The sequence below is a fragment of the Inquilinus limosus MP06 genome (genome assembly GCF_000767795.1).
Taxonomy (GTDB): Bacteria; Pseudomonadota; Alphaproteobacteria; order DSM-16000; family Inquilinaceae; genus Inquilinus; species Inquilinus limosus_E.
The window spans coordinates 1-21,001 of record NZ_JANX01000038.1; the positions used below are offsets into that span (position 1 = coordinate 1).

A 21,001-nucleotide genomic window follows, 5' to 3' on the forward strand; every position below is an offset into this window, starting at 1 on the left:
GCTGAACACGACGCCGGAGCGGCTCCAGGAAGCGATCGCCTCGATGATGCTCGGCATGGTGGTCTCCTCCGGCTCGGGGATAATTCAGGCGGCCATGCCGGCCCGGCGGGCGTCGAGGATGAGGGCGAGCAGCCGGCCGAACTGGAACCGGCTGATCTCCGGCCCCGCCGTCTTGCCGTCGACCCACTCGGTGTCGGCGCGGTGGACGATGACGAGGTCGAGCGGCGGGATGACGACGCAATAGTGGCCACCGGCGCCCTGGGCGCTGTAGCTGCCCTCGGGCATGATCGCGCCGGGGAAGGCGATGCCCTGCCGCGCCACCCACCACATGTAGCCGTAGGCGCCCCGCGTCCCGGCGTCGGAATAGGGCAGCACGCTGGCCGCGACCCAGCCCTGCGGCACCACCTCGCGCTCGCCCCAGCGGCCGTCGCGCAGGAACAGCAGGCCGAAGCGCGCGAGGTCGCGGCTCGACATCCGGAACGGATAGGCCGGGTGGACCGAGCACGGGTCGGGCTGCAGCCAGCCATCCTGCCGCTCCGCATCGAAACGGAAATCCTGCATGCCGAGCGGCCCGGCGATCCGGTCGCGGAAGGCGGCGTGGATGCCGAGGCCGGTCAGCCGGGTGTAGATCGTGCCGAGCGCGTTGAAGTCCCAGTTGCTGTAGCACCAGACCGTGCCCGGCGCGTGGGCGTGGCGCGGCGGCTTCAGCGACTTCATCCAGGGCGTCTCGTAGCCCGCCGGGTGGAAGATGCCGGACCGGGCGGTCAGCAGGTCGTAGACCGTCGCCTGCTTCTCGCGTTCGCTCAGCCCCTCGCGGTCGTCGATGCCAAGTTTGTCCAGGGTCAGCGACAGGTCGATGGTCCCGTCGTCGAGATGCGTGCCGATCAGGGCGCTGAGGAAGCTCTTGCGCATCGAATGGCACAGATAGCGGCGGGTGATGTCGCCGCGGCTGGCGATCACCCGGCCGCCCTGCACCAGCATCAGGGCGGCGGTGCCGATCCGGTCGGCATGGGCCCAGACGCGGTCGAGATGCTCCAGAGACCAGCCGGCCGGGCGGATGTCCTCCGCCATCTCCCACTCGGCACCAGGGCAAGGATCGCCCTCGTCGGCGGCGGGCACGCTCGCGTCCCACATCATGCCACTGCCCCCTCCGGCGCCGGCCGGTACCCCGTGCTCGCCTCCAGGAAGCTGCGCGTGTAGGCGTCCTGCGCCTGGCGGGCGCGGACGCCCTGGGCCGTCATCTCCTCGACGATCCGGCCGCCATTCATCATGGCGATGCGGTCGCAGAGATGGGCGATCACCGCCAGGTCGTGGGTCACCATCAGATAGGTCAGGCCGCGCTCGCGCCGCAGCGCCTTGAGCAGGTTCAGGATCTCGGCCTGGACCGAGACGTCGAGCGCCGAGGTCGGCTCGTCCAGCAGCAGGATCTCGGGCTCGATGATCAGGCTGCGGGCGATGGCGACGCGCTGGCGCTGCCCGCCCGACAGCTCGTGCGGATAGCGGTAGCGGAAGCCGCGGCCGAGGCCGACCGCATCGAGCGCCGCGTCGATCCGCTGGTCCTGCCGGTCGAAGCCATGGATCCTGAGCGGCTCGGCCAGCACCGCCCGCACCATCTTGCGCGGATGCAGCGAGGCATAGGGGTCCTGGAACACCATCTGCACCCGGCGGAAGAACGCCTTGTCGCGCCGGCGCGGCACCTCCTGGTCGCGGAACAGGACCGACCCGTCATAGCCGGTGTTCAGCCCGGCCAGGGCGCGCAGGACGGTCGACTTGCCGCAGCCGGATTCGCCGATCAACCCGAAGGATTCGCCCTGCCGCAGGACGAAGGAGACGTCGTCGACCGCGGTCATCGCCGCGGCGCCATGGCCGAAGGTGACGCGCAGGCCGATCGCCTCGAGGATCGTGCCGGTCATGCCACGGCTCCGGCGAAGGTCGGCCCGTCGAGCCAGGCGGGATCTCGGCTCGGCACCTGCAGCGTGTCGACCGGCCGGTCGAGCTGCGGCAGGCTGTCGAGCAGCGCGCGGGTGTAGGGGTGCTGCGCCCGGTGCAGCTCCCGCGCCGGCAGGTCCTCCATGATCCGGCCGGCATACATCACCAGCACCCGGTCGCAGAAATCGGCGACCAGGTTGAGGTCGTGGCTGATGAACATCAGCCCGGTGCCGCGCCGGGTCACCAGCTCGTCGAGGATGGTCAGCACCTGCCGGCGGACGGTGACGTCGAGCGCCGAGGTCGGCTCGTCGGCGATGATCAGGTCCGGCTCCGGGATCAGCATCATCGCGATCATGATGCGCTGGCCCATCCCGCCCGAGACCTCGTGCGGGTACAGGCGGAAGACGCGCTCCGGGTCGCGGATGCGGACGGCGTCCAGCATCTCCAGCGCCCTTGCCCGCGCCTCGCGTGCGCCGACGCGGTGGTGCAGCCGGTACGCCTCCATGATCTGCCGGCCCACCCGCATCAGCGGGTTCAGCGAGAATTTCGGGTCCTGCAGGATCATCGAGATGCGGTTGCCGCGGATCGCCCGCATCCGCCGCTCCGACGCGCCGAGCAGGTCGATGCCGTCGAATTCCAGCCGCTTCGCCGTCACCCGCGCCGCCTTCGGCGTCAGCTTCAGCACCGACCGGCCAGTCAGCGACTTGCCGGAGCCGGATTCACCGACGATGCCGACCTTCTCGCGCCCGACGGCGAAGGAGATGCCGCGCACCGCCTGGATCGTACCGTGGCCGCCCGGGAAGTCGATGCGCAGGTCCTCGACCTGGAGAAGTCGGTCAGCCATGGCGAGGATCCAGGATGTCGCGCAGCCCGTCGCCGAACAGGTTGAAGGCCAGGCTGGTGAGGAGGATGGCGCAGCCGGGGACCGCCGCGATCCACCAGCTGGTCAGCACGAATTCACGGCCGCTGGACAGCATCGCCCCCCATTCCGGGCTGGGCGGCTGCGCGCCGAGGCCGAGGAAGCCGAGCCCCGCGGCGGTCAGGATGATCGCCGCCATGTTGAGCGTGATCCGCACCACCACCGAGGGCAGGCACATCGGCACCACATGGGACAGGATGATCCGCAGCGACGACGCGCCCTGCAGCCGCACTGCGGCGATGTAGTCGGAGGAGCGGATCGACAGCGTCTCGGCCCGCGCCAGCCGCGCGATCGGCGGCCAGGCGGCCAGCGAGATGGCGATGATCGCGTTCTCGATGCCGGGCCCCAGCGCGGCGACGAAGGCCAGCGCCAGCACCAGGCTGGGGAAGGCCAGGAAGATGTCGACCACCCGCATCAGCACGATGTCGACCCAGCCGCCGAGATAGCCGGCGGTGGTGCCGATCAGCAGGCCGACCGGCGCCACGATCACCGCCGTCAGCAGGGTGATATAGAGGGTGATGCGGGCGCCGTAGACGATGCGGCTGAACACGTCGCGGCCGAGCTCGTCGGTGCCCAGCCAATGCGCGGCCGAGGGCGGCTGCAGCCGGATCGTGAGGTCCTGGGCGTAGATGTCATGGGTCGCGATCAGCGGCGCGAACACCGCCATGACCACGATCGCCAGCAGGATGATCAGCCCCAGCAGCGCCGGGGGATTGCCGGCGAGGCGCAGCAGCTTGAGCCAGAGCTGCTGGGCGCGGGCCTGCATCGGCGAGGCCGGAACCGGGGCGTGCAGCCAGGCCCGGATCGAGCCGGTTCGTGAGGCGATGTCGCTGGGCATGTCCACGCTCATCGGGTGCGAGGGTCGAAGATGCGGTACAGCAGGTCGCACACCAGGTTCAGCGTCACGAAGATGACGCCGATCAGCAGCGTGCAGCCGACCACCGCGTTCATGTCGCCGGCCAGCAGCGTGTTGGTCAGGTAGCGGCCGAAGCCGGGCCAGGCGAAGACCGTCTCGGTCAGCACCGCCCCTTCCAGCAGGAAGGCGTAGGACAGGGCCACCACCGTCACCACCTGCACCGCGATGTTGCGGAAGGCGTGGATCCAGACGGTGCGGGCCCAGGACAGGCCCTTGACCCGCGCCGCCACCACATATTCCTGGCCCAGCTGCTCGATCATGAAGCTGCGGGTCATGCGGCTGATATAGGCCATGGCGCCGAAGGCGAGGATCGAGGCCGGCAGGATGATGTGGCTGAAGACGTTGCCGAACACCTCCCACTGGCCCTGCAGCGCGGTGTCGAGCAGCAGGAACCCGGTCATCGGCTCGACATCGAACTCGTACATGAAGTCGATCCGCCCGGGGCCGCCGACCCAGCCGAGCGTGGCGTAGAACAGCACCAGCCCCATCAGCCCCAGCCAGAAGGTCGGGGCCGAATAGCCGAGCAGGCCGACCACACGGACGATGTGGTCGGCCCAGCTGTTGCGATACATCGCCGCCAGCACGCCCATCGGGATGCCGAGGCCGGTGCCGATGACGATGGCGACCGTCGCCAGCTCCAGCGTCGCCGGGAACACCCGGGCGATGTCCTCGACCACCGGCTTGCCCGTGGTCAGGGCGGTGCCGAGATCGAGGCTGACGATGTCGCGCAGATAGCGCAGGAACTGGACCCAGATCGGCTGGTCCAGCCCGAGCTGCCGGTACATCGCGTCATAGGCCGCCTGGGTGGCGTTGTCGCCGAGGATGGCGGTGACCGGGTCGAGCGGCAGCAGCCGCCCGATGAAGAAGGTCAGCGCCGCGAGCCCGAGCAGCGTGACCGCGACGGACAGGACGGTCCGGCCGACCGCCAGCGCCCAGGACGACAGCGCCTTCCGTCCTGGGGCCGCCGGCCGGCGCGGGACGGCGATGGGTGCGGCGTCGACCATGGCCCGGCGCCGCTACTTGCTGACCGACTCGTAGTAGGTGCGGAAGCCGTTCCAGGTCCAGTTCTTCAGCGACTTGCGGACACCGGCGGGGTTGTACATCTGGAACATGATCGCCATCGGCCCCTGCTGCATCATCTGCCGCTGCAGGTCGTGATACATGGCGTTCCGCTTCTCCGGATCCGGCTCCAGCAGCGCCGCCTCGACCTTCTTGTTCGCATCCTCGGAGTAGAAGGCGGTGCGCCAGACCGGATACTGGGTCAGCTTGGCCTCGGCTCGGTTGTCCGGATTATAGACCAGCCGCGAGGCGTTGCCGTGGGCGTCGGGCACGCCGGTCTGCCAGGCCTGCATCGCAGTCTGGAAGTCCCGGCCGCGAACCCGGCTGAACAGCTGGGCGTTGGCCATCCTCTCCAGGTTCAGCTCGACGCCGATCTTGGCGGCGTTCTGCTGCACGCTCTGTGCCACCGGGCCGGAATACGGCAGCGTGCCGATGAATATCGTGGCCTTGAAGCCGTTGGGATAGCCGGCCTCGGCCAGCAGCGCCTTGGCCTTGTCGAGGTCGAGGGAGAAGGGCTGCCCCTCCTTCTCGTCCAGCGCACCGATGGCGCCGAGCTGGACGAAGCTGGCCCGCGGCACGCCGTTATAGGTCATCACCGTCTTGGCGAGGCCGTCATAGTCGATCAGGTAGCGCATCGCCAGGCGCACCTTCTCGTTCGAGAAGATCGGGTCGGCGTTGTTGAAGGTCCAGAAGAACAGTTGCGGCCGCAGCACCTGGACGATCGACACGTCGGGCGAGTTCTCCAGATCCTTCATGTCCTCGGACGTCAGGTCGCGGGCGACGTCGACATCGCCCTGGGTCAGCAGCAGGCGCTGGGTCCCGGCCTCCGCCACGTGGCGGATCAGCACGCGCTTCAGCGCCGGCGGCTCGCCCCAGTATTTGTCGTTCGCCTGCAGCACCACGGCCTCGCCCGCATTCCACTGCGCCAGCCGGTAGGGGCCGACGCATTCGGTGTGGGTGGCCAGGTACTTGTTGCCGAGGTCGCCGTTCACCTCGTTCGCCAGGATGGCCTGCTTGTCCATGGTGGCGGAGACGCGGTTCGCCGCGATTGCCTGCAGGATCAGGCTGGTCGGATAGGGCTTGTCGAGCTTGAGGACGACGGTCGCGTCGTCGGGCGCGGTGATCTGGGTCTCGACCTTGTCCTTGGTGAAGCCGTATTCGGTCAGCGTCGCCGCGTTGCCGAAGCCGAGCTTGACCACGCGCTGCATCGACCAGGCCGTGTCGGCCGCGGTGGCCGGGTTGCCGGACGGGAACACCGCGCCCTTGCGCAGATGGAAGGTGATCTGCATCCGGTCGTCGGAGACGTCCCAGCTCTCGGCGAAGAGCGGGATCACCTTGGTCTCGTCCGCCGGGTCGAAATCGACCAGGGAATCGCAGGTGTTCTGCACGATCTCATTGGTCACCACCTCGCCGATCTGGGCCGGGTCGAAGGTGCTGATCGCGTCGATGTTCCAGGCCATCACCAGCGCGTTCGACGGCGTGGCCGCCCCGGCGGCGAAGGGCGCCAAGGCGAAGGCGGCGCCACAGAGCGCACCAACTCTAGCCGTCATTGCGAGGAGGCGAAGCCGACGAAGCAATCCAGGGGCCACGCCAAACCGCTCTGGATTGCTTCGCTGCGCTCGCAATGACGGCTTTGAGAATTCCGAAGTCTTCCGGAAATCGAGAGGTCCGGTCGGACGGGCGAACATGGATCGAGCCTCCGTGCTGTGGTCTGTCGGTGTTGTCCGGCGTCCTCCGCGACCTTCCTTCGGGGGCCGGCCTCGTTCACCGGGCCGGCTTGTCCCCACAGAGTCGGGCTGCCTCGTCAGGCCGCCTTCGGCCGCGGCTGCAGCGGCGGCTGCACTTCCGGCGGGATCGGGCAGACATAGGGCGTGGCCGCAATCCGCTCCTGATGGTCCTGCTTGGCCCTGGCCATCAGCAGCTCGTCGCTCATCACGTCGAGCGCCGTGCCGGCCATCACCTTGGCGGCATGGACCATGCCCTTGTGCGCGGCCGGCGCCATGCCCTGGGCCGTGATCTGCCAGGAATGGCCGGGCGTGCCGATGGCATGGGTGGCGACCCGCGCCTGCACCGTCGGCACCACCCAGCTGACATCGGCGACGTCGGTGGAGCCGATCATCGGCTCGCCCTTGCTGTCCCGCGGCACGATGAAGTCGCAGAGCGGCAGGTCCTTGCGCGGCGGCACGCCGACGCGGCGATAGTCGGTGAGGATGTCCTCCTCGCTCAGCGTCGCCTGGATCTTCGCGGCGTAGTCCCGATCGGCGTCGTCGAACGGCACCGGGCCGAGGCGCAGCAGGTGCTGGTGCATCGCCTCCTCCAGCGGCGTGTTGCCGAGCATGTTGGAGACGGCGCTCATGATCGAGATCGCGACCGATGTCTCGGTCATGAGCGCGGCGCCCTGAGCGATCTTCCGCACCCGCTCGTTCAGCGCCAGCATGCCGGCCAGATCGCGGGCGCGGATGGCGTAGCGCACCTTGGCCGAAGCCTGGACCACATTCGGTGCGATGCCGCCGGAATCGAGCATGGCGTAGTGGATGCGCGCATCGGACGGCATGTGCTCGCGCATGTAATTGACGCCGACATTCATCAGCTCGACGGCATCCAGCGCGCTGCGGCCGAGATGCGGCGCCGCGGCGGCATGCGAGGCGCGGCCGGTGAAGTGGAAATCCATCCGGGTGTTGGCCAGCGACAGCGCCTCGTCCACCCGGGTCAGCGACGCCGGGTGCCAGGTGATGGCGATGTCGACATCCGCGAAGGCGCCGGCGCGCACCATGAAGGCCTTGGCCGCCCCGCCCTCCTCCGCCGGGCAGCCATAGTAGCGCACGCGGCCCGGCCGGCCGGTTGCCTCCAGGAAGTCCTTGACCGCGGTGGCGGCCAGCAGGGCGGCGGAGCCGAGCAGATTGTGGCCGCAGCCATGGCCGTAGCCGTTGCCCGGCAGCGGCCTGGGCTCGGCGATGTTGGCCTCCTGGCTCAGCCCCGGCAGGGCGTCGTATTCGCCGAGGATGGCGATCACCGGGCCGCCCTCCCCCGCCTCGCCCATCACCGCGGTCGGGATGCCGGCAAGGTTCTCGGTCACGCGGAAGCCCTGGGCGTTCAGCATCGCCGTGTGCTCGGCGACCGAGCGATACTCGGTATAGGCGATCTCGGGCATGCCCCAGATCCGGTCGGCCAGCCCCTCGAACTCCGTGCGCTTGGCGTCGACCAGCTGCCAGATCTTGTCGGAATTCTGCATGGTTCTCGCTTTCGATCAGAGATGGCGGTCGAGGAAGGCGGCGACGGCGCCGAAGACGTCGTGCCGGTTCTCCCGCCGCGCGAAGCCGTGCCCCTCATGCGGCACGCGGATGTAGTCGACCGGGCGGCCGAGGCCGCGCAGGCCGGAGAAGATCATCTCGCTCTCGCCCGGCGGCACGCGCGGGTCGTCCAGCCCCTGGGCCACCAGCAGCGGCACGCGGATGCGGTCCAGCCGGCGGATCGGCGAGATCCGCTCCAGCAGCTCCTTGTCCGCGACCGGGTCGCCGTATTCCGCCGCCCGCAGGCGCCGGCGCCAGGGGCCGGTGGTCTGCAGCAGGGTGTGGAAATTGGCGATGCCGTAGAATTCGATGCCCAGGCGCCACAGCTCCGGGTATTCGGTCAGCGCCGCCAGCACCATGAAGCCGCCATAGGACCGGCCGAAGACGCCGATGCGGCTGTCGTCGACATCGTCCCGCGCCCCCAGCGCCAGCCGCACCGCCCTGAGGTCGGCGACGCTGTCCATGCGCAGGCCGACATCGTCGGCCTGGTGGTAGGGCCGGCCGTAGCCGGTGCTGCCGCGGACATTCGGCGCCGCGACCATGATGCCCTGCGCCAGCATGTACTGGATGTCGGCGCGGAAGGTCGGGGTCCACTGCGCCTCCGGCCCGCCATGGACGATGATCATCGCCGGGAAGCCGCCTGCCGGCGCCTCGCCCTGCGGCCGGTACAGCAGGAACGGCACCTGCAGCCCGTCGAAGCTTGCCGCGTGCTGCACCACCGGCTCGACGAAGCCATCGACCAGCTCGCTCGTGGGAGCATCGGTCAGCGAGCTCGCGGCGCCGAAGGCGATGTCGTAGCTCCAGATGCCGGGCGGCGTCGCGGCGCCTTCCAGCGGAAAGACGAGGCCACTGCCGTCCGGCCGCCAGGAGGCGGAGCCGATCACGCCGGGCGGCAGCCCCGCCACCGCCGCCTCCGCGCCGTTGCCGAGATCGCGGATCAGGAGGCGGTTCCAGCCCTCCTCGTTGAGGACATAAGCCAGCCGGTCCTGGTCGGGCGACAGCGCCATCGCCTCGATGTCCTGCCCGTCCGGCGCCACCACCCATTCGAGCCCACCGCCGGCGAAGGACAGGAAGGCGATGCCGACGAAGTCCCGCCCGTGGTCGGTCAGGAGATACAGCCCCGTGCCGTCCTTCCGGGTCTTGGCGGCGACATAGCGCGCCCGGCCGTCATGCGGCAGGACCGGCTCATAGGCACCGGTCGCGAGGTCCAGCCGGAACAGGTCCTGGTCCATCGTCGCCCGGGTGGAATCGCGCACCAGCAGCGCCTGGCCGTCCGGGAAGAAGGCCATGACCTCGCGGAACAGCTCGCCCCGATAGACGCAGCGCGCCTGCCGCGTGGCGACCTCCATCACATGGATATCCACGTGGAAGCGGTCGCGGGCGTTCGACGCATAGGCGATGCGGGTGCCGTCCGGTGACCAGGCGCCCCAGACATGGACCACGGTCGGGTCGTCGGTCAGCGCCACCGGCGTGCCGTCGGCGCCCGGGATCAGCCACAGCTGGTGCCGCTCGTCGCCGCCGCGATCCATGGTGAAGACCAGGTCCCGGCTCTTCGGGCTGAAGGCCAGGGCGCCGACCGGCTCCGGCGTCTCCGCCCCCCGCCAGGCCGCCCCGCCGCCGGCGGGCTGCAGCCAGATCTGATGGAAGCCGGTGCGGTCGTCGAGGAAGGCCAGCAGCCCGCCGTCCGGCGACAGCACCGGGCTCTTGGCGCCGGGGATGTCGAGATAGGGGTGGATCGCGGCGTCGGGCGTCATCGGTGTCTCCGTCACGCGGCGGCGGACGCCAGGGCATCGCGCAGCCGGTCGGTCGCGGCGCGCAGCGCCTGGGTCAGGGCCGGGGCGCGGTCGGTCGCCGCGTGGTTGGCCTCGTCGACGATGGTGAAGCGCGCCTCGGGCCAGGCCCGGTGCAGCGCCCAGGCCGTGGCCATCGGGGTCACGGTGTCATAGCGGCCCTGCACGATCTCCGCCGGCAGATGGCGGATGCGGTCGAGGCCTCGCAGCAGCTGGCCGGGCTCCAGGAAGGCGCCGTTGACGCAGTAATGGGTGAAGATCCGGGCCACCGCCAGGGCCGCCTTCGGCTCGGTCAGGCTGGCGACATGCTCAGGGTCCGGCAAGAAGGTCTGGGTCCAGGCGGAGAAGGTGCGCAGGCTGATCGCCGCCGCCAGACGGAGCTCGGGATCCTCGCCGGTCAGCCGCCGGTGATAGGCGGTGAGCAGGTCGCCCCTCTCCTCCTCCGGCACAAAGTCAGCGAACGCCTCCCAGCGGTCGGGGAACAGCACGCGGCAGCCCTGGAACCACCATTCGATCTCGGCCCGGCTGGCCAGGAAGATGCCGTGCAGGCGGAAGCCCAGGCAGCGCTCCGGATGCGCCTGGCCATAGGCCAGCGCCAGGCAGCTGCCCCAGGAGCCGCCGGCCACCAGCCAGCGGTCGATGCCCAGCGCCTGGCGCACCCGCTCGATATCGGCGACCAGCGCCCGGGTGGTGTTGCCCGCCAGCTCGGCATGCGGCGTCGACCGCCCGGCGCCGCGCTGGTCGAAGGCGACGATGCGGAAGGCGGCGGGGTCGAAGCTGCGTGTGGTGCTTGGCCGCAGCCCGGCGCCGGGGCCGCCATGCAGCACCACGACCGGGATGCCGCGCGGTGTACCGCTCTCCTCCACATGCAGCTCGTGGAGATCATCGACCTTCAGCCGATGAGTCCGCGATGCCGCCGGATCCGCCTGGATGGCTCCGCCGTCGGACACGTGACTGCCCCCTGCCGTTTCCCGGCCATCTGTCGCGGCCGGCGGCCCGCCCAGCGAATGGGCATGCCTGAATTCCGGCCATGATGTCGGCCTGCCGGAGGGGCGGCCAATTCATAATTGTCCAGCTTCTATTCCGGATCGGCATAAGGTTGCGGCCCGAGCGGGCCCTTGACCCGGCGCGGGAGGACAGACATCCTACCGATAGCCTGCCCCCAGCCGGTACCCAGCCCGGCCCCAACCACGCCAGAGCGAGCGGGCTCGAGGCGGGGACGGCAGGCCCGAGAGGTCACGATCCCAATGCATGCACTGTGGTTCCGGACGACGGCCATTGCCGTCGCCGCGGCGAGCACCCTTGCGGCCACCACGACGAGCGCCCTCGCCTTCACCAAGCCGCCCGCCAACGCGCAGTTCGACTACCAGATCGGCGGCGCCTACGCGCCGGCGGCCGGCGTCGGCATCGTCGACCGCGACCGGCTGGCGGCGCCCGCCGCCGGCAAATACACCATCTGCTACGTCAACGCCTTCCAGACCCAGCCCGACGACGCGGTGTGGTGGACCACCAACCATTCCGACCTGCTGGTGAAGAAGAACGGCAAATACGTGATCGATCCGGACTGGCCGGACGAGTACATCCTCGACACCTCGACGGCGGCCAAGCGCACGGCGCTGATGGCGATCATCGGGCCGTGGATCGACAAATGCGCCGCCGACGGCTTCAAGGCGGTGGAGCCGGACAACCTCGATTCCTGGACCCGGTCGAAGAGCGTGCTGACCAAGGCCCACAACACCGCCTTCGCCAAGCTGCTGGTCCAGCGCGCCCATGCCGCCAACCTGGCCATCGCCCAGAAGAATGCCGGCGAGCTGGCGCCGATCGGCATCTCGCAGATCGGCTTCGACTTCGCGATCGTCGAGGAATGCCAGGTGTGGACGGAGTGCGACGACTTCACCGACGTCTACGGCAACCAAGTCTACGAGATCGAGTACAGCGACAACAACCGGGACGCCGACGGCAACCCGGTCGACCCGATCAGCTTCTTCAACGCCGCCTGCGCCGCGCGGGGAAGCAAGATCTCGATCATCTATCGCGACCGCGACGTGGTCCCGGCCAGCAACTCCCACTACGTTTACAAATGGTGCTGAGCGGCTAACGGCGATGAGCCCCTCCCTCGCGGGAGGGGGCTCATGGAATCTCGGCGGACCGACCGTCCCGTCAGCGCTGTCCGGTGATGACGGCATCGAGCTGCAGCACACGGCGCTGCGCGCCCTTGGTCAACCGCTGGCCCCAGGTCGTCCTGTAGGGCACGTCCGCGACGTCGGGGCTGAAACGGGTCACCTGGAGGCCAGCCTGCCGGAACGCGGCTCTCGTCCCGTCCGCATCGGCGAAGATCGGCGGCGAGGGGAAGCCGAGCTTGGCGCAATAGGCCGCGTCGTCGAAGACGGACATGTTGATGAGCATCGTCAGGCCCGCACCCGCCCGGCCCAACCCGGCGATGGCCGACAGGATCGCGGGATCCGGCGTCGCCACCGCGGTCAGCAGCGATCCCCAGGGGAAGTTGACGGTGGTCCTGTCCGCCAAGCCGGCCAACTCCGGCGGCAGCCGCTCGACCGACGCCTGCACGAACAGGACGTTGTCGAGCCTCCGCCGGACGGCCTTGCCGGCCGACTCCGCCATCTGGCTGGCCGCGGCGTCGATGGCGATGTGGAAGATGTCAGGCGAACGCTGCGCCGCCTCGAGGACGAAGCGGCCGTCGCCCGCACCGATGTCGAGCTGGATCTAGGCTCAGCGGCGATGGACCGCGGCGAACTCGCGCGGCGACATCTCTCTGGCGGATTTTCCGGTCACGATACGCATGCCCCTTTCCTACCGATCTCGCCCGGAATGTGCAATCCGGATCCGGGATGCGGCCGCCATTCTGAACCACGCCGTCAGCATGTCATGGGCGCCCGCTCCGGCCGTGGCATCTGACAAGCGTGTTCGCCCGCCTCCCTCACTCCGGCCGCAGCCGGAAGTCGTGGCCTTCCGGCAAGGTCTGGCCGCCATCGACGACGATGGTGGTGCCGGTGATGTAGGCGGCGTCGTCCGACGCCAGGAAAGCCACCGCCGCAGCCACGTCCTGCGGCGTGCCGAGCCGGCCGAGCGGCACCGCCCGCTCCATCATCGCGATGAACTCGGCGCTGCGGTGCTGCTGCATGCCCTCGGTCAGGATGTTCCCCGGCTCGACCCCGTTGACGGTGATGCCGTAGCCGGAGAACTCCAGCGCCGCGGATTTGAGGAAGCCGTTGATGCCGGCCTTGGTCGCGGCGTAGTGGCCATGGCCCGGGCTGGTGACGCGCGGCCCGGTGATCGAGGAGGTGAAGATCATCCGCCCTCCTCCGCCCGCCCGCATCGCCGGCAGCGCCGCGCGCGCCGCGAGATAGGTGCCGCGCAGGTTGACCGCCATCACCCGGTCCCACTCCTCCGGCTCGATGTCCTCGATCAGCGTCCAGGGGTAGATCGCGGCGTTCTGCACCAGGATGTCGAGCCGGCCGAAGCCGTCGACCGCCGCCGCCACGATGGCCTCGGCATGGTCCTTGCGGCTGATGTCGGTGGCGACGAAGCGGCCGCCCAGCCGCTCCGCCGTCGCCGCGCCGGCTTCGGCCTCGGTGTCGCCGATCACCACTTGCGCGCCGTCGGCCGCCAGCCGCTCGGCTATGGCGGCGCCGATGCCCCGCGCCGCGCCGATCACGACGGCGACGCGCCCTTCCAGTCTTCCCGGCATTCCCCGGTTCCTTCGCTTCTCAGTGGTAGCGCGGCAGCAGGTCACCATGCGCCTCGATCAGATCGTCCACCAGGCGCCAGATCTCGTCGAGCGACAGCTCGGCCGCCGTATGCGGGTCCAGCATCGCGGCGTGGCGGATGGCGTCCTTGCGCCGGGTCAGCGCCGCCTCGACCACCAGCTGCTGGACGTTGATCGACAGCCGCATGATGCCGGCCAGGTGGTTCGGGATGCGGCCGATGCGGATCGGCTGCACGCCGTTGCGGTCGACATGGCACGGCACCTCGACCACCGCGGCGGCCGGCAGGTCGGTGATCAGCCCGTCATTGCGGACATTGCCGTAGATCAGGTTGTGCCGGCCGGTGACCACGGCGTGGACGATGCCGGCGGCGTATTCGTTGCTGCGGTGGACCGGGATCGGGCGGTCATCGGCCTCCAGCCCGGCGCGCAGCGCGTGCCACTCCCGGATCAGCTCCTCGCAGCGCCGCGGATACTCGTCCAGCGGCACTTCGTAGCGCTGCAGCAGGTCGTCGCGGCCGGCCTTGATGAACCAGGGGTTGTACTCGGCGAAATGGATGCTGGATTCGGTGACGAAATGCCCGGTCCGGCGCAGCATGTCGAAGCGCACCGCCTCGCCTGCCGGCACCGCCCCGGCCTCGGCCAGCGCCTTCAGCCGCGGATACAGATCCTCGCGCCCGCCATCGGGCAGCCGCTTTTCGAACTTCAGGAAATAGGCGACGTGATTGATGCCGGCGCAGAGATAGTCGAGATTTTCCGGCGCCTCGCCCAGCCAGCGCGCCATGTCGCCTGAGGTCTCCTGCACGCTGTGACACAGGCCGACCGAGCGAATGTCCGGCGCCGCCTCGGCGATCGCCCAGCAGTTCATCGCCATCGGGTTGACGTAGTTCATCAGGAGCGCGTTGGGGCAGACGGCGCGCATGTCCTCGCAGATCTCCAGCAGCACCGGGATGGTGCGCAGGCCGCGGAAGATGCCGCCGATGCCCAGCGTGTCGCCGATGGTCTGGCGCAGGCCGTAGCGCTTCGGGATCTCGAAATCCGTCACCGTCGCCGGCCGGTAGCCGCCGACCTGCATCATCAGGATGACGAAATCGGCCCCCGCCATGGCCTGGCGCCGGTCCAGCGACGCCTCGACCCTGAGATTGTCCAGCCCCAGCGCGACGCCGATGCGGCGGGCGACGATGGCGGAGGTGTTCAGCCGTTCGCCGTCGATGTCGTGCAGGGACACGACGCTGTCGGCCAGGTCCGGCTGGCTGAGGATGTCGCCGATGATCGACTGGGCGAAGACGGTGCTGCCCGCACCGATGAGGCAGATCTTGGCCATGATGGGTCTTTCGTAGAGGGAGCTATTTGAGGCCGGACAGCGCCATGCCTTCGATGAAGTGCCGCTGGGCCAGGCTGAAGGCGACCAGGATCGGCGCGATGCTGACCAGCACGGCGGCCATCATCACGGTCCATTGCGCGGCGTATTGCTGCTGCATCAGCGCCAGCCCGACCGGCAGCGTCGTCTTCTCCAGGTCGCTGGGCAGGTAGATCAGGGCGCTGAACAGGTCGTTCCAGGAGCTGAGGAAGGCGAAGATCGCCAGCGCCGCCAGGGCCGGCCGGGCCAGCGGCAGGTAGATCCGCCACCAGATGGTCAGCAGCGACGCGCCGTCCATCCGCGCGGCCTCCGCCAGCTCGATCGGAATGGTCAGGAAGTACTGGCGCAGCAGGAAGCAGCCGAAGGCGCCGCCCAGGAAGCTGGGCAGGTACAGGGGCGCCTGGGTGCCGTACAGGCCGAGGGCCTTGAAGATGACGAATTGCGGGATCGCCGCCATCTGCGCCGGGATCATCAGCGTCACCAGAAGGGCCACGAACAGCACCTGCCGGCCGGGGAAGCGCACCACGGCAAAGACGAAGGCGCCCATCGAGCAGGTCAGCAGCTGGCCGAGGGTGGAGATCGCCGCCACCGTCAGGCTGTTCCACAACAGGCCGCCGAAGGGCAGGATCCGCCAGATCGTCGCGTAGTTCTGCAGGGTCGGGTCCGGCGGGATCAGGTCGCGGCCGAACTGGTCGGCCGGCAGCTTCAGCGAGGTCGCCAGCATCCAGGCGAAGGGCGCCACCATGACCACGGCGCCGGCGATCAGCAGCGCATAGGCCAGCCCGTCGACGCCGAGGCGGAGGGTGCGGGCGCGGGGCCGCGGGCGGAGGAGGACGGGCATCGACGCGTCCATCACTGCGCCCCCCACCGCTTCTGCAGCCGGAAATAGGCCAGCGTCAGCACCAGGATCATGGCGGCGAGGGTCAGGCTCTGGGCCGCGGCCTCGCCCATGCGGAAGAAGCCGAAGCCGGTGCGGTAGACCGAGTAGATCACCGTCGGCAGGGTCGACCCGCCATTGGCGGTGCGGGTCAGGATGTAGATGTAGTCGAAGGCCTGGAAGGCGTGGATGGTCGACAGCACGGCCTGGAAGAACAGGCTGGGCACCAGGAGCGGCAGGGTGATGAAGAAAAGCTGGTGCCGCGGCCGGGCGCCGTCGATCCGTGCCGCCTCGTAATAGTCGCGCGGCACCGCCTGCAGCCCGGCCAGGAACACGATCATGCCTTCGCCGATTGCGCCCCAGACATTCACGATCACCACCGACACCAGCACCATGCGGGGGCCGAGCCAGCGCACCGGGTCGCCGCCCAGCGCGGTGACGATGCCGTTCAGCAGCCCCTGGTCCTGGGCGAAGATCCAGGACCAGATCAGCCCGACCGCGGTGGGCGAGGTGATCACCGGCAGGAAGTACAGCGCCCGGAACAGCCCGACCCCGGCCATCTTGCGGTTCAGCAGCAGGGCGACGGCCAGCGAGATCGCCAGCGTCAGCGGCACGTAGAGCGCCGAGAAGGCCAGGGTGTTGCCGAGCGACCGCATGAAGCCGCGGTCGCCGGGCAGCCCGGCATAGTTGTCGAGCCCGGCCCAGCTTGGCGGCGTCAGCAGGTCCCAGTGCAGCAGGCTGAGGCCGGCGGTGGCGACGACGGAGCCGAGCGCGCCGAGCAGCAGGCCCAGCAGGGTCGGCGACAGCAGCGCCACGGTCCAGAAGCGATCCGCGCCGCGGGGGCGGAGGCCGGTCGGGATCATCATCCGCCTCAGCGATGCGCCTGGAGGGCGTCGTCCGCCGCCGGCACCAGCTCCTCCAGCGCCTCGTCGATCGTGGCGTCGCCGTTCCACACCGGCTCCAGCGCCTCGCTGATCGCGGCGCCCCATTCCTCATAGCCGCGGAAGGAGGGCTTCAGCCGGGCATAGGACAGGGCGTCGAGGAAGACGCGCTGGTCGATCTTGGCGCCGGGCTGGTCGAGATAGGCCGGGCTCTCCGCCACCGGCTTCAGGATCGGCACGGCGAAGCCCAGCCTGGCCAGGGCCGACTGCCCGTCGGGCCCGACCGCGAACTTCACGAACTCCCACGCCTCCTGCGGGTGCGGCGAGGCCTTGGCGATGACGAAGCCGGCGCTGTTGACGCTGGTCGCCCGCCCCTTCGGCCCGGACGGCAGCGGCGCCACGCCCCAATGGAAGCTGCGCTCAGTGTATTCCGGCACCACCCAATGGCCGGACACGGTCATGGCGGCGATGCCGGCGGAGAAGCCGTCGGTGCCGTACTGCTTCAGCTGCTCCGGCGTCGGCATCGACTTGTCGTCCTGGGCCATGCCGGCGATCAGGTGCCAAGCATCGAGCGCCGGCCCCTCGGCGAACAGCGAATGGCCGTGGTCGGCGCTGACGATCTCGCCGCCATAGCTCCACACCACCGTCCCCCACCACGGCTCCGGGTCCAGGATCTCGGACCAGAAGCCCCATTGGTCGGTGCTGCCGTCGCCATTCTTGTCGATGGTCAGCGCCTTGGCGGTGCGCCGCAGGTCGTCCCAGCTCCAATCCGCCGTCGGATAGGGCAGCTTGGCGGCGTCGAACATGTCCTTGTTGTAGTAGAGGACGATGGTCTGGAAATCGCGCGGCAGGCCGTACATCCCGTCCGGCAGGCGATAGGCCTCGAGCGTGATCGGGTAGATGCCGTCCAGCGCCTTCGGGTCGGCGTCGAGATAGGGCTGCAGGTTCAGGAGCGCGCCGCGCGACTGCCAGTCCGGATACAGCGGCGCATCCATGGCGAAGACGTCGGGCGGGGTGCCGCCGGCCACCAGCACCCGCAGCTTCTGCCAGTAGGAATCCCAGTCATTGACCTCGACCTTCACGGTGATGCCGGGATGCTTCGCCTCGAAGGCGCGGGCGACGCTGTTCCAGACCTCGCCCTCCGACGGCGTGCCCCAGATCATGTAGGTCAGCTCGGTCGCCGCCCGGGCCGGGGCCGTCATGGCCAGCGCCGCGCAGAGCACGGCCGCAGATGCTTGCAGTTTCATCTTTCGCCTCCCTCCGGGCCCGCACTCGGCCCCCGATCGGGTTGTCCCCATGTCGCCACTGTGACACTGCGGATTCCGGATTTCTTCCGCCAGGTGGCGTTCATTTTCCGGAAAACCAGCGTGTCAGAACCCCAGCACCAGGCCGCTGACCAGCACGGTGTTGTCATAGTCCGGCCCCTGGCGGAACGACGCCGTCTCCCAGCTCAGCTCGGCATAGGCGTTCAGCCCCGGGGCGAGGGTGTAGACCAGGGTGCCGGCGGCGATGTGGTTCTGCTTCAGGTCCGACCGGCCGGCGTCGCCGGTCTCCGCGTCGCCCGCCAGGCCGTTGCCCTTGCGGCCGGTGGTCCAGGCATAGCCGAGCCCGGCCTCGAAATCGCCGAAGCGCCAGGCCAGGCTGGCGGCGAGCGTGTCGATCGCCTTGCCGCTGTCGGCGATGCTGTCGTAATGGACCCAGTTCAGGCTGCCGGTGATGTCGCCGGCCGCGACCTGCGTGCCCAGGCTGTAGGCGGCGAGATCGCGATGGCCGCTGACGCCGTTGCCGGTCGAGGCGGTGCCGGAGACCAGCACCGACACGCCGCCGAGATCGGTCGTGTAGTTCGCGCCGGCGGTGACGACGTTCTCGTACAGCGTGTCGCCGTCACTGATGAGATCGCCGCGGCCGCTATTGCCGGCATGGGCGTCGCCGCCGACCACCGGCGTGAAGTCGATGCCGAAGGAGAAGCCGCCGAGATCTGGCGAGCTGTACTTGATCCGCGTGTCCGGGTCGCCGATGCCCGAGATGTAGGTCGGATCCAGCGAGAAGAAGTGCCCGCCGCCATATTTGTAGTCGTGGTCGAGGTTGTCGCCCCAATTGGCGCCCATCCCCATCCCCGACACCACCGCATCATGGGCGAAGACGTAGCCGTAATCGCCGGCCACGGCGTCGACATCGCCGAGGGTGACCGTGCCGAAGCCGCCCTGCAGGTAGATGTAGGCATGGTCGACGGTGACGTTGTCCTCGCGGTTGACGCTGTCGAAGCGGATGCGGCCGCCGTACTCCAGGCCGCTGTCGGTCGTGTTCTTGACGTCGAATTGCAGCCGGGCGCCGGAGCGGAAATCATAGTCGCGGTCAAAGCCGCTGTCGCCGGACTGGTCCAGCACCGCAGCGGCCTCGAAGCCGAGGAAGCCGGAGATCTTCAGCTGCAGCCCGGAGGTGACCGGCGCTTCCGCCGCCACCGCTCCTGTGCTCATGGAGATGATGCCCGTCGCCGCGCAGATCGCCGCGGCGGCGTTGCTTCGCGCCCTTGCCATCGTTTGCCCCCTGTTGCCGGGTTCGCCCCGTGCCCGGCACTGTGGAGGGTCGGATTCCGGATTTCTTCCACCCGATCGCTTGTGTTTTCCGGAAAGCCAGCCGCATTCTCGATGGGATGAGACCGTTTCAGAATGCCAACACCGTCATTGCGAGGAGGCGAAGCCGACGGAGCAATCCAGGGGCCTGTGCGAACCGGCCCCTGGATTGCTTCGCTGCACTCGCAATGACGGCGAGAGGATGGACGTTGTGAAAAGATCCCTGGGATGAGCGACATCCAGACAGCGCCGCCGGACATCGAGACCTATATCGACAGCGGCGATTTCTACGCCGAGCGGCATGTGCCGGAGCCGATGGGCCAGGCGCATTGGCACGACCATATCGAGCTGAACCTGCTGCTGGCCGGCGGCATGACCTATCTGTTCAACGGCACGCGGATCTCGATCGGCGCCAACCGGGTGCACCTGTTCTGGGCGGCGGTGCCGCATCAGGTGATCGCGGTGGAGCCGACGGCCGACCTGATCTGCGTCTACCTGCCCTTCGCCGATTTCCTGGCCCTGCCGGTGGCCGACGCCTTCAAGTCCGGCGTGATGGACGGCCGCTTTGCCACGGTGGCGGCGCCCGACCCGATCGACCCGCTGCTGTTCCAGCGCTGGGCCGCGGAATGGCCGGAGGGGTCGGCGCTGCGGCAGCAGATCCTGCGCGAGGAGGTGGGGCTGAGGGTCAAGCGCCTGTCGCTCGACGCCGTGGCGCCCGACGCCCCGGCCGACGCGACACCCTGCGAGATCGAGACGGCCGAGGAGGCGCCGCGGCTGGCCAATGCCGGCCGCCGCGCCATCGCCCGCGTCCAGGCGATGACCGACCACATCAACGCGCATTTCGGCGAGCCGGTGACGGTCGAAGCGGTGGCCGCGGCCGGCGGGCTGCACCCGACCAACGCCATGGCGGTGTTCAAGCGGGTTCTCGGCATGACCATCGCCCAGTACATCCGGCGGCAGCGGCTGAGCCGGGCGATGATGATGCTGGTCGACACCGACCTGTCGATCGCCGAGGTCGCCTTCGGCTGCGGCTACGGCTCGCTGAGCCAGTTCTACGAGGAGTTCCAGCGCCACTGCCGCAGCACGCCGCGGCAATACCGGCTGAAGTTCCGGCGGTAGGGCCGGCCCGTCAGGCGTCGTGGGCCGCGGCGCCGCGGAGGTGCCGCTCGATCTGGTCGAGGCGGGCGTTCAGCACGGTGTAGAGCAGCGCGACATCGGCGCGCAGCGAGCGCAGCAGCATCTCGGCATCGGCCTCGGCCATCACGGCGTCAGGACGGGCGGCGGCCTGCGGCGCCCGGCCGTTCTCCAGCGCGCTGCTGATCCGGGCCAGGGTCGAGGCGCGGGGGTTGGCGACCCCGGCCTCGATGTTGTGCAGGCCGGTGACCGACAGCCGGGCCCGGCGCGCCAGTTCGGCCTGGGTCCAGTTCAGCATCCGCCGCGCCGCGCGGATCTGCTGCGGCGCGATCATGCCTGGCCGATGTCGCGCAGCGCCGCCCAATGCGGCGCCAGGCTGCGGCCGACCGCCTGCCACAGGGCGAAGCGGCGGCGGTAGAAGCCGGCCAGGCACGGATCGGGCACCACCTCGCGCGGCGGCGCCACCATCGCGGAAGCGGCCTCGTCGAGGTCGGCGAAGCGGCCGGCGCCGACGGCCGCGGCCATGGCGGCGCCCAGCGCCCCGGTCTC

The 21,001-nt window shown here is 69.5% G+C and carries 20 protein-coding genes; 2 read left to right on the forward strand and 18 right to left on the reverse strand.

What is annotated here, in order from left to right; translation table 11 throughout:
- Window positions 1–84 precede the first annotated feature (84 nt).
- The 9 genes from P409_RS05495 to pip all read right to left on the reverse strand — a co-directional run bounded on the left by P409_RS05495 (window position 85) and on the right by pip (window position 10,853).
- Window positions 85–1,137 carry a serine hydrolase domain-containing protein gene (locus P409_RS05495; protein WP_238578602.1) on the reverse strand — a complete coding sequence of 351 codons (1,053 nt, stop codon included), beginning with the start codon at window positions 1,135–1,137 and terminating at the stop codon, window positions 85–87.
- Entirely contained in the window at window positions 1,134–1,913 is a 780-nt protein-coding gene (locus P409_RS05500) for an ABC transporter ATP-binding protein (RefSeq protein WP_052120066.1), read from the reverse strand. The genes P409_RS05495 and P409_RS05500 overlap by 4 nt, the downstream gene beginning before the upstream one ends.
- On the reverse strand, window positions 1,910–2,773 hold the full coding sequence (locus tag P409_RS05505; RefSeq protein WP_034832728.1) for an ABC transporter ATP-binding protein: 864 nt from the start codon (window positions 2,771–2,773) through the stop codon (window positions 1,910–1,912). The genes P409_RS05500 and P409_RS05505 overlap by 4 nt, the downstream gene beginning before the upstream one ends.
- The gene (gene nikC / locus P409_RS05510) at window positions 2,766–3,686 is read right to left on the reverse strand and encodes a nickel transporter permease (RefSeq protein ID WP_034832729.1); all 921 of its coding nucleotides are present in this window, start codon (window positions 3,684–3,686) and stop codon (window positions 2,766–2,768) included. The genes P409_RS05505 and nikC overlap by 8 nt, the downstream gene beginning before the upstream one ends.
- Window positions 3,687–3,694: 8 nt before the next feature.
- The gene (locus P409_RS05515; protein WP_034832730.1) at window positions 3,695–4,768 is read right to left on the reverse strand and encodes an ABC transporter permease; all 1,074 of its coding nucleotides are present in this window, start codon (window positions 4,766–4,768) and stop codon (window positions 3,695–3,697) included.
- 12 nt (window positions 4,769–4,780) lie between these two features.
- Window positions 4,781–6,331 (reverse strand): ABC transporter substrate-binding protein, encoded by a 1,551-nt coding sequence (locus tag P409_RS05520; protein WP_238578603.1) that lies wholly within the window; start codon window positions 6,329–6,331, stop codon window positions 4,781–4,783.
- Between the two features lie 296 nt (window positions 6,332–6,627).
- Window positions 6,628–8,055, reverse strand: coding sequence for a M20 family metallopeptidase (locus tag P409_RS05525; protein WP_034832732.1), 1,428 nt, complete (start codon window positions 8,053–8,055; stop codon window positions 6,628–6,630).
- A 15-nt stretch (window positions 8,056–8,070) separates the two neighbouring features.
- Window positions 8,071–9,867 (reverse strand): S9 family peptidase, encoded by a 1,797-nt coding sequence (locus P409_RS05530; protein WP_152613257.1) that lies wholly within the window; start codon window positions 9,865–9,867, stop codon window positions 8,071–8,073.
- 11 nt (window positions 9,868–9,878) lie between these two features.
- Window positions 9,879–10,853, reverse strand: a complete 975-nt coding sequence (gene pip, locus P409_RS05535) for a prolyl aminopeptidase (protein WP_052120069.1) — start codon at window positions 10,851–10,853, stop codon at window positions 9,879–9,881.
- A 297-nt stretch (window positions 10,854–11,150) separates the two neighbouring features.
- Here pip and P409_RS05540 point away from each other — a divergent pair, with 297 nt between their 5' ends.
- Window positions 11,151–11,993 carry an endo alpha-1,4 polygalactosaminidase gene (locus tag P409_RS05540; protein WP_081991292.1) on the forward strand — a complete coding sequence of 281 codons (843 nt, stop codon included), beginning with the start codon at window positions 11,151–11,153 and terminating at the stop codon, window positions 11,991–11,993.
- A gap of 70 nt (window positions 11,994–12,063) precedes the next feature.
- Here the strand turns inward: P409_RS05540 and P409_RS05545 are convergent, their stop codons facing one another.
- From P409_RS05545 to P409_RS05575, 7 genes are all read right to left on the reverse strand, one after another.
- The gene (locus P409_RS05545) at window positions 12,064–12,627 is read right to left on the reverse strand and encodes a methyltransferase domain-containing protein (protein WP_081991293.1); all 564 of its coding nucleotides are present in this window, start codon (window positions 12,625–12,627) and stop codon (window positions 12,064–12,066) included.
- Between the two features lie 214 nt (window positions 12,628–12,841).
- Entirely contained in the window at window positions 12,842–13,612 is a 771-nt protein-coding gene (locus P409_RS05550; RefSeq protein WP_034832735.1) for an SDR family oxidoreductase, read from the reverse strand.
- 19 nt (window positions 13,613–13,631) lie between these two features.
- A complete protein-coding gene (melA, locus tag P409_RS05555) occupies window positions 13,632–14,951 on the reverse strand; it encodes an alpha-glucosidase/alpha-galactosidase (protein ID WP_034832737.1) in 1,320 nt (439 codons plus the stop codon).
- A gap of 22 nt (window positions 14,952–14,973) precedes the next feature.
- On the reverse strand, window positions 14,974–15,828 hold the full coding sequence (locus P409_RS05560; protein ID WP_052120070.1) for a carbohydrate ABC transporter permease: 855 nt from the start codon (window positions 15,826–15,828) through the stop codon (window positions 14,974–14,976).
- Window positions 15,829–15,839: 11 nt separating this feature from the next.
- Window positions 15,840–16,727, reverse strand: a complete 888-nt coding sequence (locus tag P409_RS05565; RefSeq protein WP_161790346.1) for a carbohydrate ABC transporter permease — start codon at window positions 16,725–16,727, stop codon at window positions 15,840–15,842.
- Between the two features lie 8 nt (window positions 16,728–16,735).
- Window positions 16,736–17,992: an ABC transporter substrate-binding protein gene (locus P409_RS05570; RefSeq protein WP_161790347.1), complete on the reverse strand. Its 1,257-nt coding sequence runs from the start codon at window positions 17,990–17,992 to the stop codon at window positions 16,736–16,738.
- A gap of 123 nt (window positions 17,993–18,115) precedes the next feature.
- Window positions 18,116–19,282: a porin gene (locus P409_RS05575; RefSeq protein WP_081991296.1), complete on the reverse strand. Its 1,167-nt coding sequence runs from the start codon at window positions 19,280–19,282 to the stop codon at window positions 18,116–18,118.
- Between the two features lie 264 nt (window positions 19,283–19,546).
- Between P409_RS05575 and P409_RS05580 the strand changes: the two genes are divergently transcribed.
- Window positions 19,547–20,437, forward strand: coding sequence for a helix-turn-helix domain-containing protein (locus tag P409_RS05580; RefSeq protein WP_052120072.1), 891 nt, complete (start codon window positions 19,547–19,549; stop codon window positions 20,435–20,437).
- Window positions 20,438–20,447: 10 nt separating this feature from the next.
- On the opposite strand, the gene P409_RS05585 is transcribed toward P409_RS05580, so the two are convergent.
- Together P409_RS05585 and P409_RS38705 are read right to left on the reverse strand one after the other, a co-directional pair.
- Window positions 20,448–20,786, reverse strand: a complete 339-nt coding sequence (locus P409_RS05585; protein ID WP_034832741.1) for a helix-turn-helix domain-containing protein — start codon at window positions 20,784–20,786, stop codon at window positions 20,448–20,450.
- Window positions 20,783–21,001, reverse strand: a 219-nt coding sequence (locus P409_RS38705; protein ID WP_034832742.1) for a hypothetical protein, incomplete at its 5' end; no start/stop codon positions are given. The genes P409_RS05585 and P409_RS38705, both read right to left, overlap by 4 nt.

Coding starts and splice junctions, on each gene's coding strand:
- P409_RS05550 (WP_034832735.1), bottom strand. CDS start 13,612: ATGCCGGGAAGACTGGAAGGGCGCGTCGCCGTCGTGATCGGCGCGGCG.
- P409_RS05575 (WP_081991296.1), bottom strand. CDS start 19,282: ATGGCAAGGGCGCGAAGCAACGCCGCCGCGGCGATCTGCGCGGCGACG.
- P409_RS05505 (WP_034832728.1), bottom strand. CDS start 2,773: ATGGCTGACCGACTTCTCCAGGTCGAGGACCTGCGCATCGACTTCCCG.
- P409_RS05530 (WP_152613257.1), bottom strand. CDS start 9,867: ATGACGCCCGACGCCGCGATCCACCCCTATCTCGACATCCCCGGCGCC.
- P409_RS05585 (WP_034832741.1), bottom strand. CDS start 20,786: ATGATCGCGCCGCAGCAGATCCGCGCGGCGCGGCGGATGCTGAACTGG.
- melA (WP_034832737.1), bottom strand. CDS start 14,951: ATGGCCAAGATCTGCCTCATCGGTGCGGGCAGCACCGTCTTCGCCCAG.
- nikC (WP_034832729.1), bottom strand. CDS start 3,686: ATGCCCAGCGACATCGCCTCACGAACCGGCTCGATCCGGGCCTGGCTG.
- P409_RS05560 (WP_052120070.1), bottom strand. CDS start 15,828: ATGCCCGTCCTCCTCCGCCCGCGGCCCCGCGCCCGCACCCTCCGCCTC.
- P409_RS05570 (WP_161790347.1), bottom strand. CDS start 17,992: ATGAAACTGCAAGCATCTGCGGCCGTGCTCTGCGCGGCGCTGGCCATG.
- P409_RS05580 (WP_052120072.1), top strand. CDS start 19,547: ATGAGCGACATCCAGACAGCGCCGCCGGACATCGAGACCTATATCGAC.
- P409_RS05565 (WP_161790346.1), bottom strand. CDS start 16,727: ATGATCCCGACCGGCCTCCGCCCCCGCGGCGCGGATCGCTTCTGGACC.
- P409_RS05525 (WP_034832732.1), bottom strand. CDS start 8,055: ATGCAGAATTCCGACAAGATCTGGCAGCTGGTCGACGCCAAGCGCACG.
- P409_RS05500 (WP_052120066.1), bottom strand. CDS start 1,913: ATGACCGGCACGATCCTCGAGGCGATCGGCCTGCGCGTCACCTTCGGC.
- P409_RS05515 (WP_034832730.1), bottom strand. CDS start 4,768: ATGGTCGACGCCGCACCCATCGCCGTCCCGCGCCGGCCGGCGGCCCCA.
- P409_RS05540 (WP_081991292.1), top strand. CDS start 11,151: ATGCATGCACTGTGGTTCCGGACGACGGCCATTGCCGTCGCCGCGGCG.
- P409_RS05495 (WP_238578602.1), bottom strand. CDS start 1,137: ATGATGTGGGACGCGAGCGTGCCCGCCGCCGACGAGGGCGATCCTTGC.